The organism is Providencia sp. PROV202, assembly GCF_028479565.1.
GTDB classification, from domain to species: Bacteria; Pseudomonadota; Gammaproteobacteria; order Enterobacterales; family Enterobacteriaceae; genus Providencia; species Providencia zhijiangensis.
Genome location: NZ_JAMPNV010000010.1, coordinates 1 through 17,756, shown reverse-complemented (window position 1 = coordinate 17,756; position 17,756 = coordinate 1). Strand labels below are relative to the sequence as shown.

Below are 17,756 nucleotides of genomic sequence, written 5' to 3'. Positions count from 1 at the left end.
ACCTAAGGGAATAAAATGAGCCATTATGCATATATCCGAGTAAGACATGATAACAGTGATGCCTTAGCAAATCTTGAGCAATACACACAGGAAATTGTCACGTTTTGCCCTGAGGTTAAGGATAACATCATCATTGAACGTCAACCATTGCTTGATGTGAAACTTCCTCCACCACAACTTATGGAGCATATTGACCATATTTTAACACCAGAAGACACTTTAATAATAAGGAATCTCTATGATATAGGAAATAATACTCAGCAGGCTACACAGATTTTATCTCGATGCCACGAACTTGGTATGGCTGTTATCATCCTTAATCAGTCTATCACGAATATATTTGAACAGAAGTTTTTCTTGCTAGACGTGCTGAATCTATTAAATGATTTAGAAGAAAGCTATGAAGCACTAAAACTAAGCAGGCGACATTACATTTCGTTATCCCAAAATAAGTCATTAGGTCGACCAGCAGGAAGTAAGTATAAAGATTATATTTATGAGCTAAGGTGCAAGGGATATAAACAACGCGAGATAGCAAATAAGCTTAACATTAGTCTTTCAACTATAAAGCGCCACTGGAATAAAGATATTTTCGAATAGGACTAACTCCAGAGTAACTAATTAATAGTAAATTCAGTTACAGTGCGACTCTAAATATAGTTTTCGCGTTGGATAGGTATTATATATACCATCTATCATAACTAGCAAACAATAAAGACTATAGAAGGAACTCATTATATAAAAACACCAAGGAGATGATATCCGATTTAATAAAAATTATTTTAAATCTTATTAACCAAATCATGAAAAAGGGATAAGGCAGATCCTTTGCCCTTCCCCAATATTACTTTAATCATATTAAAGGGTAAGTTAATATTACCCTAGGGAATACTCATGTCTAAAAATGAATATAATAATTTTTATCTAGAATGCATTGCTGATACATTGAATTATGCTTTAAAGGAATACCCTCGTATTACAGTAATTCGAGTTGACCTTCACTTTCCGCCTATTATCGATAATGGAGATATACCGACCTGTTTCCCTTATTTAGAAGGAAGTCCTATATCCCGATTTACTGATTCCTTAAAGGCTAAACTTAAGCACGATCAACACCGTAAAAAGCTTCAAGGTAAACGTACTTTTGAAAACAACATGCGTTATATGTGGGTAAAAGAAATTGCAACCGCGACACTCCCTCACTACCATGTATTTTTAGTCTTCAATAAAGACGCATACTACCATTTAGGGGACTACAATTTGTTCGAGCCTAGTTTACGGACAATGATCACCACAGCTTGGTACAATGCATTACAGCTCGAATATGATCCTTCTTTTGATACAGGCACATTAGTACACTACCCAGAAAACTGCCGATATTGCTTAAATAAACTTTCATCATCATTTTCTGACGATTACCAATTAGTCATGAAACGATTAAGTTATTTAGCAAAAGAATACTCCAAACAGTACAGTCCTGTCCGTCGTAGTTTAGGGCGTAGTCAGTATTGATATTTGTGGTGGCCTTAGGGCCACCTATACAATAATCGATATTAGTAGCTACTCATACGGTGGAGCTAATACCTCACGATTACCATGGTGGTCTTGTTCACTAACTATGCCTTGTAATTCTAGCTGCTCTACAATCATTGCGGCTCTATTGTAACCGATTCGGAACTGCCGCTGGATCCCTGAAATAGAAACGCGCTGTTTTTCTACAACATACTCAGTTGCTTGATCAAATAATGGGTCAAGTTCTTCCTCTGCCACATCTCCATTCTGGGCATCATCATAAAGATTAAGATAACTCGCATTTCCCCATTGTTTGCAATAATCGACTGTGTTCCTGATATCTGAATCACTCACATAAGTACCTTGGATCCTAGTCGGTTCAGATAAACTCGGTGATGCGAATAGCATATCCCCCAAACCAAATAGTGATTCTGCACCATACTGATCAAGGATTAAATTAGAGTCAGCCTTAGACGACACCGAAAGAGCAATACGCGTAGGAATATTAATTCGAAGCTGTGAACCGATACTGGTGGATAAAGGGCTACGAGTCGTTAGTATTAAATGAATACCAACCGCGTGACCTTGCTGGCTCAATAGAACTAACATTTCCCCTATTTGTTTATACTCGCCAATAAGTTGAACGTAATCATCAATACAAACAACAATTTCAGGCTCATAGCCTAAATAAAGATGATCGCTATAATTTTCATTAGGGCGCCAGAAGGGATCAGGTATAGGCCTACCTAACTCTTTCGCACTTGAGATTATCTTATTGTATCCACTCAAATTACGTTGATTTAATGCTCCAAATAATTTTTGTCTACGCCTTGACTCATTAACCAAAAACGTTAATGGCTTTATTGATTCAACGGAATCAGAAGCGGAAGGAAATAATAAGTGGGGTATATCGTTGTATAAACTGAGTTCAAGCTGGCTTGTATCAAACATCACAAAGCGAACTTTATCCGGCGAGTTTCTGTATAAAATGCTCATTACCAAGGAATGCATTAACATTGACTTGCCTGAGCGCGTCACACCTGCAATAAGTAAATGTGGCATTTGAGCTAAATCCCAGCCAACTGGAACCCCTATAATATCTTCTCCTAACATGATAGAAAGCGAAGACAGCCCATTGTTTCCACACCATTGATTAAAGCATTCAACAAAAGGCACCGCTCTACGATAGGTATTGGTCACTCGCAATCCGATATAAGGTGTACCCGCAATAAAATCAATAACTTTTATATCAACGACACTCAAGGAACGACACAATTCTGGCACTAACGCTGTCACTTGAGAGGCTTTTATCCCTCTGCCCAGTTCGATTTTAAAAAGTGTAAATGTTGAGCCTTCGTCATAACCAACAACCTCACCTTTTATTTGGTATTGCAAAAAGCAAGATTCAATAGCACGAGCCATAGCTTCTAGCTCTTGAGGTGACCAGCAAAGTTCAGAGGTATGAATAAACGGTTGTGCCATCAACTCCTCCCATCAAGGTGTGTTAATTCAGTAAATTAGAGTAGCCTTTGATATTTCAGCGATTACCCATCACACCAACTGATATTTCTTAAAGTTCTCAGCTTGTTCCAGCACACTTTTATATACTTCGTCATTCGCCACTGGTGGGAAGCCATAGCGATGTAATAATAAAATCAGGTCGACTTTCAGCTTCGCTTTAATATCGTCTCGGTTGCTCCAGTCAGGGTATTGTGTACTGTCATCAACAATCAGCTTCATATCCTTAGCAAGTGCCAGCATTTTGTCGTCATTGTAGATGAAATCGTATTTCTGGCACATATGCTGCAAAATATCGAGGAAGGCTTTCTCTTCCATGTCGATGCCGATATCCTCAAACGACATCATCTCTGCCTTGATGTCATAAATCATATCTGCCATTTGTGCAGTGAAATCATCGAACTCTTCGCCATTGAGCACATCGTTCTCTTTGCGTTGATTGTACTGCTCAACTAAGGCTTGAAAACGCTTTGAGAAATTGATCCCTTGGAGTTGGTTGACCTTTTGGAAATCACTAATGGCTTTTTGGAGCATCTTTTGCAGCAGTTGCATTTTGGTATTCGGCAACTTGATTTTGTTGATGCGCGCCATGTATTCATCATCAAAAATATCGATGGTTTCCGCTTTGTCATCGCCTAAAGTGAAGATCTCTTCTACCCCTTCGGCTTTGAGCGCCTCGGAGATCATCTCACGCACTTTTTGATTCATCTGCGCCGTGTCAGGGGCATCACCTTTCGTTAATTTGTAGACAATGGAACGGACTGCCAAATAAAAATGGATATGTTCACGTTCATCTTGGGTGATATCTTCACTACCCACACACACATCATAAGCGGCTTTCAAACGTTTCACTAAGCCCATAAAGCGCAGTTCAACTTTCTTGGTTTGCAGAACAAATTCAGCCGCTCGATTAAGGCAGTCTAATTGCAGCGTTGGCGAACCTGAAAAGTAATCACGGCTATCGAATTTATGGAATACCTGTGAAAGCAAATTGAGATGATTACGCACCTCAACAATAGATTGCTGAACATCTTCAAAGTTAGACTTATCCGCCTTCGAGTACATGGCGAGCGCCATATTCATACGGCTTTTAATGCCAATATAGTCAACAACCAGACCCTTTTCTTTCCCTTCAAAACGGCGATTCACGCGGGATATAGTTTGAATAAGGTTATGCTTTTGCAATGGTTTGTCGATATAGATGGTATCCAGCTCAGGCACATCAAAGCCCGTCAGCCACATGTCTACCACGATGGCGATTTTGAAGTTGGATTTCGGGTTCTTAAATTGTTTATCTAACTCTCTGCGGTAGTCTTTCGTTCCCAGTAAGTTGTACATGGCTTCTTGGTCATCTTTCCCGCGGGTCATTACCATGTTAACCATCGGCAAACGCATTAACTCGCTTTTCTCTTGCTCAGTGAGTTCCACACCGTCAATTGCCTGTTTCGCTTCAAACCACTCCGGTCGTTGTAATTTCAAGCTCTGATAAAACGCATAAGCAATGTCGCGGCTGGCGCAAACTACCATCGCTTTACCTTTAATCGTCGAACCTTCTTCCACCCGCTTTTCATAATGTTGAGCAAAATCCTTCGCTAATGCATCAATACGATCGGGATCACCCAAAATAGAGTTCATGTTGGCAGTGGCTTTTTTGCTTTCTTCTATCTGATATTCACTGGTGCCTTGGGCTTCACATTCTTGATAGTAGCGTTCGATTTCTTCTAATTTGCTGTTATCAAGGGCGATTTTAGCCGCACGCCCTTCGTACACAATGCGCACTGTGATTTCATCATTCACCGATTCGGTCATGGTGTAGCTATCGATTGTTTCACCGAATACATCTAGGGTGGCGTCAATAGGCGTCCCCGTAAATCCAACATAAGTGGCATTAGGTAGTGAGTCATGCAGATATTTGGCAAAGCCATAAGTCTTTTTAACCGTGCCGTCTTCTTGGTTGATACTGATTTTTTGGTCGAGGTTGATTTGACTACGGTGAGCTTCATCCGAGATACAGATGATATTACTGCGCTCAGAAAGCAGCTGAATGTCTTCCGTAAATTTATGGATGGTGGTGAGGAACACCCCGCCACTTGCACGCCCTGCGAGTTTATCACGTAAATCTTGGCGGCTGGTGACAGGCACAATAATTTCATCGCCAATAAAGGCTTTTGCGTTGCAAAACTGTTTGGCGAGTTGTTCATCAAGGTCGGTACGGTCAGTTATTAAAATAATAGTCGGGCTGGCAAAATCGACGCTTTTCATCAATAGACGCGCTAAAAACTGCATAGTGTAGCTTTTACCACAGCCTGTCGCACCAAAGTAAGTGCCCCCTTTACCACTACCGCCGATATTTTCACCGCTTGCGTTAATCTGTTTACGCTCTTTCTCGATGTTGTAATACAGCTTACGAGCCGCATAATACTGAGGATAACGACAACACACCTTCACTTCGTGCTTGCTGGTATCAGGGAAAAAAATAAAGTTTTTTAGTACATCCAATAAACGAACGGGATGAAATAGCCCTTCGATCAGGGTATACAAGCCATTAATGCCTTGTTTTTCCGTTGATTCGTTGCCGTTGACTTTGCGCCATGCATAGTAGAATTCATAAGGCGCAAACAGGTTACCCATTTTGTTATTCACGCCATCGCTGAGAATACACAAGGCGTTATAAACAAACAGTTTAGGAATATCGCGACGATAACGCACGCAAAGCTGTGTCCATGCATCAAATAACGTAGCTTCTTCCCCACGCACCGCCGATTTAAATTCAAACACCACCAGCGGTAACCCATTGACGTATAAAATGGCATCAGGGATGCGCAATTGCACCCCGCCGTCTCGGGCTTGGCCTTCTATTTCTAACTGGTTAACTAACCGGTAGCGGTTATTATCTACCTCGGATAGCTCGACTTCCCCTGCAAATAATTTTGCTAATTGATTTGGCAAGGTTTGAGTATCGATAAGTTCGATATACAGGTCTTTTTGGTTGCGGTCTTCGCGCTTGAGTAAAAAGCCATTACTGAGCCAATGACAGAAGGTTTTGTTGCTTTGATAGAGGTCACTGGCAGGCAGGGCTTGAAGCTGATGGATAATAGAATTAATTTCACCGTCAGTGATACCATCCGCCTGATATTGGCGAGCGAGGTACTGACGCAAGTCATTCACTATCAACACGTCGCTATTGTCTTTGCGTGGGATAGTGTTGCCGACATAATGCGGATAGCAAGGCTGACCTGCATTGTTTGCATGTTGTCCTAGCAGTTCAATTATCGCCTGTTCCAGTTTAGCTTCAGTGAAGATATGGCTCATATCAGTGGCTTCTTATTCGTTTTAAAATTTGTTTTATCGCATTTTTAATTAAGCTAGTTTAATTGATTCGATAACAAAAACCGCCTCACAACAATAAAAGTGTGAAGCGGTCGCATAAATTAGATTAGCGTTTCTTCTGGGATTGCTGTTTTTAACTCGTTTAAAGATAACTCACCGGAAATTAATTTGGGAAGGAGAGTGTCGCGGAGGTTCTGTAAAATATAATTTTGGTGGTTATTTCTAGCTATTTTTTCAAACCAAAAGGATATAGTTTCTCCGAATGCATTCGCTATTAACTGCCCTGAAAAAATGAAATTGAAGGAACTGAATGTATCACGAGTAATCGTACTGAAAACAGAGCCATGACTTCTTTGCTGCAAATGAGATACTGAATGTCGAATAAGGTAATAAATAAAATAATCATGAATCCCATTCTTTCCGACTATACCATAGCATGATTGATTTATAGCCATAGGCTTAGAAACTAAAGCACATTTACCAACAGTACCTCGAGCGCTGATGATAGTAGTCCCTACCTTTAAAATTTTCGCAGATGAATTTTGAATACCTAATTCTGTTATTTTTTTCTCAGTATCCATTACAAATACATCACTGTCATTCGGAGCATCAACCACTGAAAACCATGGTATATTTCCTCCCCAATAGCTACTCTCAGACGTTTTAGGCGTACCACCACCAATCAACTCGATTAATGAACCTACTGGTGACGAGCCCCATCCCTTAGGAACCCATCCCCCAAGCCCCAACGCAGACTCTGTACATTCTTCAAACGCATCAGGAAATAACTGACGAATATCTTCTGGTAATGGTTTAAAATTATCACTTTCACGCACCGCTTTACGCATCTCAACCCGACGCAGTAATTCATCAGAAAAAGCTAAATTCTGCTCAAAAAAACCGGCATCTAGTGCGTTATCAATTACAGGATCAAAATCCACGAACCATGATTTAAATAGGGTTTGTGCCATTTGCTCTAGGGTTTGGTTTGTTTGACGATTGAGAAAGATTTTTTTATCAAAATGGTTAAGAAAGTTGGCTATTCTATGCTGTTCTTCAACATGAGGTACTTTAAACTTCAATCGTTCAAAAGTCTGGAGATTAATATTATCTTGAACGGAGCCAGTTGCTTGCCGCTGAATATCTTTTCTTAGCTTTCTAAATACATATTCAATATAGTAGACATCAGCTTTATTCTTATCAGCAATAAAACCAATAACACTGTCAGGAAAGCATGCCGGGTACTGTAGAACTCCTGTCTCTGCTATGTTTGCTGCGATTGTTATACACATTGTACCTGTAGGCCAAAGACGACTTTGAGCCAAACCAGCCTCAGAGTATGTTTGCTCATGAGATGAAATACGACCTTCAGAAGCTTTTATATCTCCTGTCTGGATAAAAGGATATTCTCCTCCATATAGATGCTCAGCATATCTAGGCCGATGCCTTGAACGACCTCGCGCAACCTCACCTAAATCAGATAGTTTGACTTCCCGCCAGCTGTTATTCCCCATAACCCAGCGCCTCCATATTTTTATGGATAGCCTTATCCAGCTCTGCCGCTTCATCCATCTGGCGATAAAGGGTTTGGGTCAATTCCTGCATCTTGGTTTCAAACGCTACACCGTCATCTTCAACCTCCGCAGCGCCCACATAGCGCCCCGGCGTTAATACAAAATCATTGGCCTTGATATCATCAAGAGAGGCTACCTTGCAAAAGCCCGCCTGATCTTGATACTTCTCAACACTGATTTCTTTGGCGGTAACACGGCGTTTCAGTTCACTTTCGCTACTGCGCCATGCGTGGAAAGTATCGGCGATGGTAGCAATATCTTTTGCTGTGAGCTCTTTTTGGGTACGGCTGATCATCGTCCCGAGGTTACGGGCATCGATAAACAAGGTTTCCCCTTGACGATCACGATAACCATATTTGGCACTCGCTTGTTTACTTTTGCTGATAAACCACAAGCAAACAGGGATTTGCGTGGTAAAAAAGAGCTGACCAGGCAGTGCAATCATGCACTCAATACGGTCATCTTCGATGAGTTTTTGGCGAATTTCGCCCTCACCACTGGTGTTCGAACTCATCGAACCGTTGGCTAACACAAAGCCCGCAACACCGTCTTCACTGAGCTTAGATAGCATATGCAAGATCCACGCATAGTTGGCGTTGCCCGTTGGCGGGGTACGGAAACCAGCAAAACGTGGATCATTAGTTAACTCGGCTTCATTACGCCAATCTTTTAAGTTGAATGGCGGATTCGCCATAATGAAGTCGGCTTTCAGATCAGGGTGTTGGTCGGCAAAAAAGGTATCCGCTGGGCGTTCCCCTAAATTGCCCGTAAGCCCCCTCACCGCCAAGTTCATTTTGGCTAGTTTATAGGTGGTACTGGTCAGTTCCTGCCCATAAATTGCAATATCTTTGCTTTTCCCTTGGTGGCTTTCCACAAATTTCAACGATTGCACAAACATACCGCCCGAGCCGCAGCACGGGTCATACACTTTACCTTGGTAAGGTTCAAGCATTTCAGCAAGTAGGGTTACTACCGACTTCGGGGTATAGAACTCGCCGCCCCCCTTACCTTCGCTTGCCGCAAAGCGCCCTAAAAAGTACTCGTAAACGCGACCAACCAGATCTTCTTCCCCTAGCCCACATTCGGTGGCAAGGGTATCGATATTTTCAATGCTGTCGATAAGAGAAGCGAGCCTTTTCGGCTCAAGCCCTTGGCGGGAAAAATAGTTATCAGGTAGAGCGCCTGTTAGCGATGCGTTGCTTTTTTCGATGGTGGATAACGCAGTGTCAATAATGACTGCGATATCGTCTTGTTTCGCTCGCTCTTGAACATAAGACCAACGGGATACTTGTGGCAAAAAGAAAACGTTATCTTGTTGATAGAAAACATCCATATCAACAAAGGCTTCCTGACCATTTTTGATTAATTCGCTACGTTTGGCTTCGAATTTATCACTGATAAATTTCAGGAACACCAAACTAAGCACCACATGTTTATATTCGGACGATTCAACGCTACCACGCAGTTGATTAGCGGTATCCCACAGGGTTTCTTCAAAGCCTTTGGTTGGTTTTTTCGCGGGTGATTTGGCCATATCGATAGATTCTCTTTGCTTATCAGTTATTATCGGCAAGCGCGGAGTTAGTATTGATTATTTTTACGCTAACTGCCGATAATGTATACAAAATAGGTTTGGCTAAGATTATCGCATAAAATCAGGTGGGTTTGGGTGGAGAAAGCTAAAATTATATTAGTCTTTATAACTTCGTACTTATTACTCAGGGTTAAAAGGAGAGAACTGATAATCAACAACGTATGCACCAATAGGCCCTGTTTTTGCTGTAACCCATACGATTCCCGAGTTTTTCTTGGTTTTCAATTTTGGATCGCTAATGCAAAATGAAACCCACTGCCCCGTATAGATTTCTTTTAACCGTATACCATATTCACATCTAGGGCCTTTAAGCCGCGGAGGCCCTGGCGATACGATATCATATTCTGTTTGGTATTGATTTGTTTGGTCTAATGATAAATAAGTAAGCACATTAAATGTTGGAATAATTAGCATAAAGCCAAGGAAGCCGCCCCAATAATAATCAATGATTACATACTTTGATGGGCGAAAGAAGGGGTGCCATATTCCCCCAATAATCCCTGTAAAAATAGCAAAAACAATAATAATCGTCCATTTAGGAAACCATTCAAATAACATAATGCTACCGCCTAAATGAAGCGAAACAGCAAAATAAACTAGCCAAGATAAATAGAGGACTGGAAAAATAGAAGACGGTAATAATTTCTTCTTGCTACCTTTACTGTATGATTTGAACTGGTATTCCATAAAAACCTTAATCTATTTCCCTAAATTAATTATTTATCGTTCAGGCTGGCTACGTATTTATTGCCATAACCTTCCGTGAAAATAATAAGAACAATTATTTTAAACTCTAAATATTCTGAAATAAAATGGTATTCGTGTATAGGTTTATGAACGAGTATGATATCAGTTAATATATTTATTAATAATTAGCAATTTTTAATCATTTTTAGTAATTAACATTACATAGGTATTTTCATGAGTAAGATAGATATACAGGATGATGAGGCCCTGGTTAAACTGCTATTAAATGCAGATAAAGATGACATTGATTTACTGATTGATTACATAACCAATACTGGAAAGTTTGGTTTTTCAATGTCAGATAACGTAAAGCGTGTGTTATTAGACACTAAACTCCATGATGAACCTGATGAAGAAACTCTACGCCTACTTGTACGAGAGTTACAATACTTTGGTGGCAATACGTTTGTGAATTTAGTTCGTCGCAATGGCGTCAGTTACAACGAAATTGTGAATGATGTTGCCAGTCACGTTGAGCTCAAACTCCCAACATCTAGCTCTGTTGAAGAAAAAGAAGCATTGATTATTAACGCTGAATTTACCACTTTGTGGCAAAAAATAGCAGTAGATGAACGTGCTACTATTTTACATGGTATGGGGGTAACCCTTCCCAATAATATCGAAAACTTATCCGGTATTAACATCCCCTATTGGCAAAAAGCGATGTTCGTTGCCAATAGCTTTGCTCAAGCCATAGCAAGCAAAGAGTTGCCTTTAACTGTAGAGTTTCGTGCCAAACATGGAATTGCAGCTGCTTTAGGCGCACTAGTTGTCCCTATGGGCATACCGATTGCCGGTCTGATTAGCGCTTCAAATCCAGCATTCCGAGTGACAGTCCCTTGCGTGGTACAAATTGCTTGGATACGTTTAAAAAATTCCCGACAATTTCGGTTAGCAACTAAATCATCCTCAACTACTATGCCTGTACTCAATTACGATCAACGTTGGGGATTTGGGAGTGATGATAACCAACCGGCACTAACTGTTTCGACAATTTCCCTTTCAGAAATGTTCAACACCTCTGCTATGCGGGAACAGAATGTAGCGAGTATTTCACGCCTGAGTCCGCTGTTACAAACTCTGCCGTCATTGGCTACTTCTTCACATATTGCTAATCATCAATATATGGAAGTGTTTATTAATGGCCCTCTAGCGAATGTGAAAGATGGTTCAGGCTTTCGTGGATTCAGTCTAGGAGAAAAAGGTATTAAAGAGCATGCTGTTCTACTAAACCCAGACAAACTCAATCAACTTGTTAATGCAGGTATGTTATTAAATGTTGCTTCTGCTGTATTAGCACAAAAACATCTAGCCGATATCAGCAAAAAATTAACAGAAATAGTTGATGCTGTACGAGAGGTTTCTGCCTTTCAGAACAACGAACGTAAATCGGAAATCACTGGAGCCATAGAGTATTTGCAACAAATTAGCCCAGCAGTATTTGAAGAACAGTGCTTACCCTCAGTCCGTCAAAAACTAGAAGATATAGAGCTTCAATTTTCCGCTATACAAGCGCATTTATTGACAGATATAACAGCTACTGGTAACAAAATTATTAAGCTTGAAAATGGTGGTTTTTTTAGCAGTATGGAAATTACCAGCAAAGTTCAAGCTCAACAGAAAATCCTTGATGAGCGGATCCACGAATGGAATTTGGCAATAGCAGTTCGTGGGCAAGCATTGCATCTGTTAGCCAATTCCGAAGGGAATACAACTCTTGTTAAACAGCGCCAACAAAGCATTACTCATAGTTATCAACAGTTCAAAAACATTATTAAAGAAGTTGAAGGTCAGTTGCATCAAAAAATACAAAGCATCAGCTCGGTAGCGGAACAGAGCAATACAACGAATGCCAATAAAATATTACTACGAAAGTGGATAAATAACACATTAGCACAGCAAAAATTGTCTATTGAGCAAAGCCAATTATCATTCGAACAACGCCAACAAGGATTGATTGTTAAACAACTGCAGTCGGCACGGCTACTAATCGAAATGAAGGACGGAAAGCCCGTAAAATGTTTTGAATTACCCATTGAGCAAGCAACAGGAAGTATTCCGAATGGATAACACAACGGAACATCGCAATTCCTCTCTGGCAAATTGGCTTCCAGATTTTTTTAAGCAATGGCCTAAAAACATCAATTGGGCTAGAGAAAGAAATCGCACAAAAATTGATATCAATACAGCGGAGCTAACTCAGTTTTTCACCCAACTTTCTGCCCCACTGAAATTAGTACAACATCGCGCTTTATCTTTTGACCCATGGGAAGTTGCAGGTCTTGAACGTAAAGAAGTTCGCAATACAGCCGTTCTTGCTTGGCTTCTTGATCCTGAGGGAACTCATGGTTTCGGTAGATTACCGCTGCAAACACTCCTACAGACGATACGGCACAACAGAAAAGATATTCCAGAAGATTATCATCGCTATTGTCGAGTCCAAGTTGAAACCAATCCAACTGGTGATTGCACCAATCGTGTTGATATAGAAATCGACGCAGATAATTTTCTTCTATTTATTGAAGTAAAAATTGACGCTAATGAACAACCGGAACAAATGGCCCGGTACTGTGAGGATGCAAAGCAGCGAGCCATATCACGCCCATGGGCGGTCGTCTTTTTAACGTTACAAGGCAAAGAACCTCAGACCTGTGGTTCAGAGTTTAAATCTGAAGATGTACCATGTTTATCGTGGCGCCAGCTTGCCACAAATTTAGAAAATCCATTGCAATCGTACTATAACAATCTCGATTCTGTTGAAAAAAGCTCACCGTCGCGCCAGATGGCAGCACATGCCGTATTTTGCTTTCTTAATCGAATTCGTACATTTTAATTTAAAGGAATAGATATGAATAAACTCAGTGAAACAGAACGCCAAGCAGGCGTACAACTACTTTCACATTTGAAAATGTTTAACGAAGCGGTTGTTTACTTTGAACAGCATTTAGATCCTACTTTTTGGAAAAGTTTTGACAAGTGTATCGAGCGATTTATTAAAAGTCATGATTTGGCTGGTGATGCTAATTATGAGCACAAAAGTTATTGTTGGCTCGCGCCGAAAAATTGGGTCATTGACAATAATAACTGGAAATACTGGTTTGAAACGAAGACAACAGTTGATAAAGAACTCGACTATACCTTAGCCGTTCTGACTGGCACAGGAACTGAGCAAGGAAATTTTGGTTTTGAATTTAAGGTGAATGTAGCACTTTTTGGAGGAGCCAGAAATCTGACTAGTTTTAACAATTCGATTCCGGTAGAGCATAAAAAACAACTAAAAGATCTTGGGCTAGAAGATCGAGGGAAAGGTAACTATTTTATTCCTGTCATGATTGATTCAAAAGTACTTGCTGATTGCTGGGCACTCCATGGTGAATTCCCAGTGGAGCATGAGGTTTTTTCTCCACTGAGAAGCGCCCTTGATACACTATTAAAATCAACTAAAATACTGGATGTTATGTTTCGAGATGCCATTGAAATGAGTGAAAAAGCTTAGATGATGATTATCATTTAATATAGTTAGGCCTTTCGTTAGTAAGAAAGGCTATATCCATAATTACCATTACAAAAAATCTCAGATATATATTATCTCCTTGAATAACTATCATTTTCTTTTATTTCAAGGAGTAATATGCCTATGCTCTCTTACTTTAAACCGCTCCTATCAGCATTACCTCATACCTTCCAAACCTCTTTTTTCAATCAACTAAACTACCTAATCAACTACTCGCCCACCATCGGTCTAATGGGTAAAACGGGAGCGGGTAAATCCAGTCTGATCAATGCCCTATTCCAATCCCAACTATCGCCTGTGAGTGATGTCTCCGGCTGCACACGCCAAGCGCAACGCTTCAGTATGACGATGAACAACCATACGCTCACCTTTGTTGATTTACCCGGCGTGGGGGAAAGTATCGAACGAGATAAAGAGTACCACCAGCTCTATCGTCACTTATTACCTGAGCTAGATTTAATCATCTGGGTACTCAAGGCGGATGATAGGGCATGGTCTTCTGATGAACAGTGCTATCGCTTTCTCACTGAGCAATGTGGTTATCAACCAAACCGCTTTCTTTTTGTGTTGAACCAAGCCGACAAAATAGAACCCTGCCGCCAGTGGGATGAACAACGCCACCAGCCATCCCTAGAGCAAGCGGCTAACTTAGAATTGAAGCAGCAAGCCGTGATAACAGTATTCAAGCCGCACCACCCTGTGATGACAGTCTCTGCGGCAGAAGGTTTTCAACTCACAGAATTAGCAGAGCAATTAATACAGGTATTACCGGCAGAGGCTAGTAGCGGTGTCGCTAGGCAACTGAGCAGCACTTACCGGACGCAATCTGTAGAAACTTCAGCACGTAACGATTTTGGGCAATGCGTCAGTGATATCGTCGATACGCTGATAGACATCCTTCCCCTACCTGCCTTGATGAAAAGTACGATTGATACAGTCAAAAACAGCATTGTATCTATCGCTAAATCCCTGTGGAGCCTGTTCTTTTAACTTCTTAAATTAACACAACATTGATGACATCAAGCGCCAGTCCTTAACGGGATTGGCGCTTTTTTATTTCTTTTTATTGGAGTATCAACTTATGAATCATTTAACTGAATCCGCTATTGCAATCACACGCGTTCCTGATGAACAACGCCTTGATTTTTGGCTCAACCATTTTGGTGCAGTGAAAGGCTGGGCTACCTTTGAAGTGGTGATCTTCACCACGATGGACCAGTTCTGTGATGAATATCATGGCGGTTACTGGGAATATGGCACGCTCAGCAATGGTGGTGCCTTTATCTACCCCGATATCAGCGCAGACACCTTAACGCTATTCAATATGCACAACGGCAATGAAGCCACCGTGAGCCAAGAGGCGGCAGGCATTGCGGTGTGTCTGATCCTGTACAGCATCTGGTCATTCCAAACAGAAAGCGAAGTGATGAGTGACCACTTTTATCAACTGCGTGACTACGCTTCACAACATCCCGAATCCGCTGCCATTTTCCACTTAATTGATTAATTAGGAGTCTATCATGAGTTTATTAGCTTCGCGTTTTGGTTCTGCTAACAGTATTCGTCGTGAGCGCCCACTGACCATCGAAGAGTTATTCCGTACTGTACCGAGTGTGTTTTCTGAAGAAAAACACGATTCACGCAGTGAACGATATACTTATATTCCAACTATTACCTTGTTAGATAGCCTGCAAAAAGAAGGCTTTTATCCGTTCTTTGCCTGTCAAACTCGTGTTCGTGATATCAGCCGTCGAGAGCACACCAAGCATATGTTGAGGCTGCGTCGTCATGACCAAATAACGGGCGTACAAGTCCCTGAAATTATTTTATTAAACAGCCATGACGGTTCGAGCAGCTATCAGATGTTGCCGGGACTCTTTAGAGCTGTATGCTCCAACGGTTTGGTGTGCGGTGATGTATTAGGAGAAGTGCGTGTGCCCCATAAAGGGGATGTGGTGGGCAAAGTGATTGAAGGGGCGTATGAGGTACTCGATACGTTTGAGCAAGTGGCTGAAAAACGCGAAAGTATGCAGTCGTTATTATTGCCTTCACCCGCCCAGCACGCCTTTGCGGAAGCGGCTTTGACCTATCGCTTTGGTGAAGAGTTCCAACCCGTCACACGAGAGCAAGTTCTACAGCCTCGACGTTTTGAAGATAAAAAAGAAGACCTGTGGACAGTGTACCAACGTCTACAAGAAAACCTGATTAAAGGAGGATTATCTGGCCGCACTGCAAAAGGTAAACGTGCTCGAACTCGCTCGGTGAATGGAATTGATGGTGATATCAAACTCAATAAAGCCCTGTGGGTGATGGCGGATACCTTATTTAACCAACTAGCCCCTCGCCAACCCAACTAATTTTCCCGCCCTGACAGGTTGTGTCACTACGCCTTATTTTCTTATCGTTCAAATAAAAAGCATAACCTTATTTATCAATGAATTACTTATGGTCATTTTTCACTAAAAAGCCCAATGAGAATTTTTCTCAACAGACATAACCTGTCAATCCCCTAAGTTAAACTCCCTCACTTCTTAATTTCCTAACGTCTGTTATTGAGAGCAATACGTTATGTTTCAGATTAACCGAAAATATGACCGCATGGCTGTGCGACTCTCTGCGCTGATTGCCCGCTTAATGGCAGGAGAAAGCCTTGTGCTCTCATGTTTAGCCCAAGAGTTCAATGTTTCTGAACGCACGTTACAGCGCGATTTTCGTGAACGCTTGTCTTATCTAGGCGTAGAAGGTCGGCAAGGTTGTTATCGCTTGCCCATCAATACGCTAAAAGCTTACCGAGACAAAGATATTCTAACTTTTGTGAAACAGATTGGGATGACTCGATTGTTTCCGGGGCTAGACAGCCGCTTACTGGGATTACTGTTAACCCAACAACCCCATGCACCTTGTTTGATTTGGCATCACGCCCATAAGATTTCGGCTTTGCATGCCGACCATTTCTATCAATTGGTGTATGCCATTACCAGTAAGCAATCTATTAGTTTACTTACACCTGAGCGTCGATTTAATCCGCTACAACCCTATCAACTGATTTACCGTGAAGGTCAGTGGTATTTACTGGCGGAATACCACCAGCAAGTGCATGTCTTATTATTAGATGATATCCAGCAAGTTCAACCACTCAATACCTCCTTCACACCGAAACACGCAGTGATGCAACTGTCACAACAAAACAGTTTTATCGCGGCCTTACCGCATTTTCGATTGATATCACAAGTACTTACCTCTCTTCCATCACTCAAAGAAAGGAGCCGACCATGACGTTATTAGCCCCACCAGCATCGCATCCAACCCATTGCCCTCACTGTTCTTCTGAGCAAGACATCATTGCATGGGGCACGGGTTGGATGTGCCGCGATTGCGGTCATGAATGGGCCATGCCCATTCAAAATCACCCTCATACCGTGAATTCATCATCACATAAGGAAGCTTAAAAATATGAACACCATTTCACACTTACAATTGGGTTTAGAACGCATCGCTATCGTTATCAGTATCTTGTTATGCCTTTGGATCACGGGCGTATTGCTAACACATTTCCAGCTTATCGCCCTCATCATGAACCCATATGGGATCACATTGATGTACTTCGTTTTATACCTCTTGGCTTTGGTTATCCCACAACTCTTGGCGCAATTAGGCTTGTGGGTTTTGAGTGCCTTTAAGAGGATTGATTATAAAATCCATTTCAACCCAAAATTAGTTGCCATTATCTCGTCCATCATTATCGGATTAGCCCTCTCTAGTCTACTGATTATCATGTCATCCGGTTGGCTATACGGTTTTACTGAAAATATCGCCACCACGGTATTGCTGGTTGATTTGCTTATCGCCAGTGGTATTGCCTTTTATCTTTATCGACGAATTCGTCACTGGGTTTCAGTGCGATTAAATCGCTAGCCATAACATTAAACATGATCAGCAATTTTTATTGTGAATGCCTTATTCACCA

Annotated in this window: 16 protein-coding genes; 11 read left to right on the top strand and 5 right to left on the bottom strand. The window is 41.3% G+C overall.

From position 1 onward, the window contains the following. The first annotated feature begins 15 nt into the window (after positions 1-15). Both PR799_RS06335 and PR799_RS06330 read left to right on the top strand, forming a co-directional pair. A complete protein-coding gene (locus PR799_RS06335; RefSeq protein ID WP_272521521.1) occupies positions 16-600 on the top strand; it encodes a resolvase in 585 nt (194 codons plus the stop codon). Positions 601-894: 294 nt separating this feature from the next. Beyond that, a complete protein-coding gene (locus PR799_RS06330) occupies positions 895-1,512 on the top strand; it encodes an inovirus Gp2 family protein (RefSeq protein ID WP_272521520.1) in 618 nt (205 codons plus the stop codon). Positions 1,513-1,560: 48 nt separating this feature from the next. Here the strand turns inward: PR799_RS06330 and PR799_RS06325 are convergent, their stop codons facing one another. The 5 genes from PR799_RS06325 to PR799_RS06305 all read right to left on the bottom strand — a co-directional run bounded on the left by PR799_RS06325 (position 1,561) and on the right by PR799_RS06305 (position 10,215). Beyond that, positions 1,561-2,994, bottom strand: coding sequence for a DNA translocase FtsK (locus tag PR799_RS06325; protein ID WP_272521519.1), 1,434 nt, complete (start codon positions 2,992-2,994; stop codon positions 1,561-1,563). Positions 2,995-3,063: 69 nt separating this feature from the next. Beyond that, positions 3,064-6,342 carry a type I restriction endonuclease subunit R gene (locus PR799_RS06320; protein ID WP_272521518.1) on the bottom strand — a complete coding sequence of 1,093 codons (3,279 nt, stop codon included), beginning with the start codon at positions 6,340-6,342 and terminating at the stop codon, positions 3,064-3,066. Positions 6,343-6,461: 119 nt separating this feature from the next. Next, on the bottom strand, positions 6,462-7,874 hold the full coding sequence (locus PR799_RS06315; RefSeq protein ID WP_272521516.1) for a restriction endonuclease subunit S: 1,413 nt from the start codon (positions 7,872-7,874) through the stop codon (positions 6,462-6,464). Continuing rightward, complete coding sequence (locus tag PR799_RS06310; RefSeq protein ID WP_272521515.1) at positions 7,864-9,468, bottom strand: class I SAM-dependent DNA methyltransferase; 1,605 nt, start codon at positions 9,466-9,468, stop codon at positions 7,864-7,866. Before PR799_RS06310 ends, PR799_RS06315 begins: the two co-directional genes overlap by 11 nt. 180 nt (positions 9,469-9,648) lie before the next feature. Continuing rightward, on the bottom strand, positions 9,649-10,215 hold the full coding sequence (locus tag PR799_RS06305; RefSeq protein ID WP_272521514.1) for a hypothetical protein: 567 nt from the start codon (positions 10,213-10,215) through the stop codon (positions 9,649-9,651). Positions 10,216-10,449: 234 nt separating this feature from the next. Here PR799_RS06305 and PR799_RS06300 point away from each other — a divergent pair, with 234 nt between their 5' ends. The 9 genes from PR799_RS06300 to PR799_RS06260 all read left to right on the top strand — a co-directional run bounded on the left by PR799_RS06300 (position 10,450) and on the right by PR799_RS06260 (position 17,704). Next, positions 10,450-12,345 carry a hypothetical protein gene (locus PR799_RS06300; RefSeq protein ID WP_272521513.1) on the top strand — a complete coding sequence of 632 codons (1,896 nt, stop codon included), beginning with the start codon at positions 10,450-10,452 and terminating at the stop codon, positions 12,343-12,345. Further along, positions 12,338-13,108, top strand: coding sequence for a PDDEXK-like family protein (locus tag PR799_RS06295; RefSeq protein ID WP_272521512.1), 771 nt, complete (start codon positions 12,338-12,340; stop codon positions 13,106-13,108). Before PR799_RS06300 ends, PR799_RS06295 begins: the two co-directional genes overlap by 8 nt. Before the next feature lie 15 nt (positions 13,109-13,123). Next, positions 13,124-13,771, top strand: coding sequence for a hypothetical protein (locus PR799_RS06290; protein WP_272521511.1), 648 nt, complete (start codon positions 13,124-13,126; stop codon positions 13,769-13,771). 135 nt (positions 13,772-13,906) lie between these two features. Then, positions 13,907-14,779 (top strand): GTPase family protein, encoded by an 873-nt coding sequence (locus PR799_RS06285; protein ID WP_272521509.1) that lies wholly within the window; start codon positions 13,907-13,909, stop codon positions 14,777-14,779. A 91-nt stretch (positions 14,780-14,870) separates the two neighbouring features. Further along, positions 14,871-15,296, top strand: coding sequence for an antirestriction protein (locus PR799_RS06280; RefSeq protein ID WP_272521507.1), 426 nt, complete (start codon positions 14,871-14,873; stop codon positions 15,294-15,296). Positions 15,297-15,309: 13 nt separating this feature from the next. Further along, a complete protein-coding gene (locus PR799_RS06275; RefSeq protein ID WP_272521506.1) occupies positions 15,310-16,146 on the top strand; it encodes a DUF932 domain-containing protein in 837 nt (278 codons plus the stop codon). 211 nt (positions 16,147-16,357) lie between these two features. Continuing rightward, entirely contained in the window at positions 16,358-17,065 is a 708-nt protein-coding gene (locus PR799_RS06270) for a helix-turn-helix transcriptional regulator (protein ID WP_272521505.1), read from the top strand. Next, entirely contained in the window at positions 17,062-17,238 is a 177-nt protein-coding gene (locus PR799_RS06265) for a hypothetical protein (RefSeq protein ID WP_210787126.1), read from the top strand. The genes PR799_RS06270 and PR799_RS06265 overlap by 4 nt, the downstream gene beginning before the upstream one ends. Positions 17,239-17,242: 4 nt before the next feature. Then, a complete protein-coding gene (locus tag PR799_RS06260) occupies positions 17,243-17,704 on the top strand; it encodes a hypothetical protein (RefSeq protein WP_272521504.1) in 462 nt (153 codons plus the stop codon). Positions 17,705-17,756: the final 52 nt, after the last annotated feature.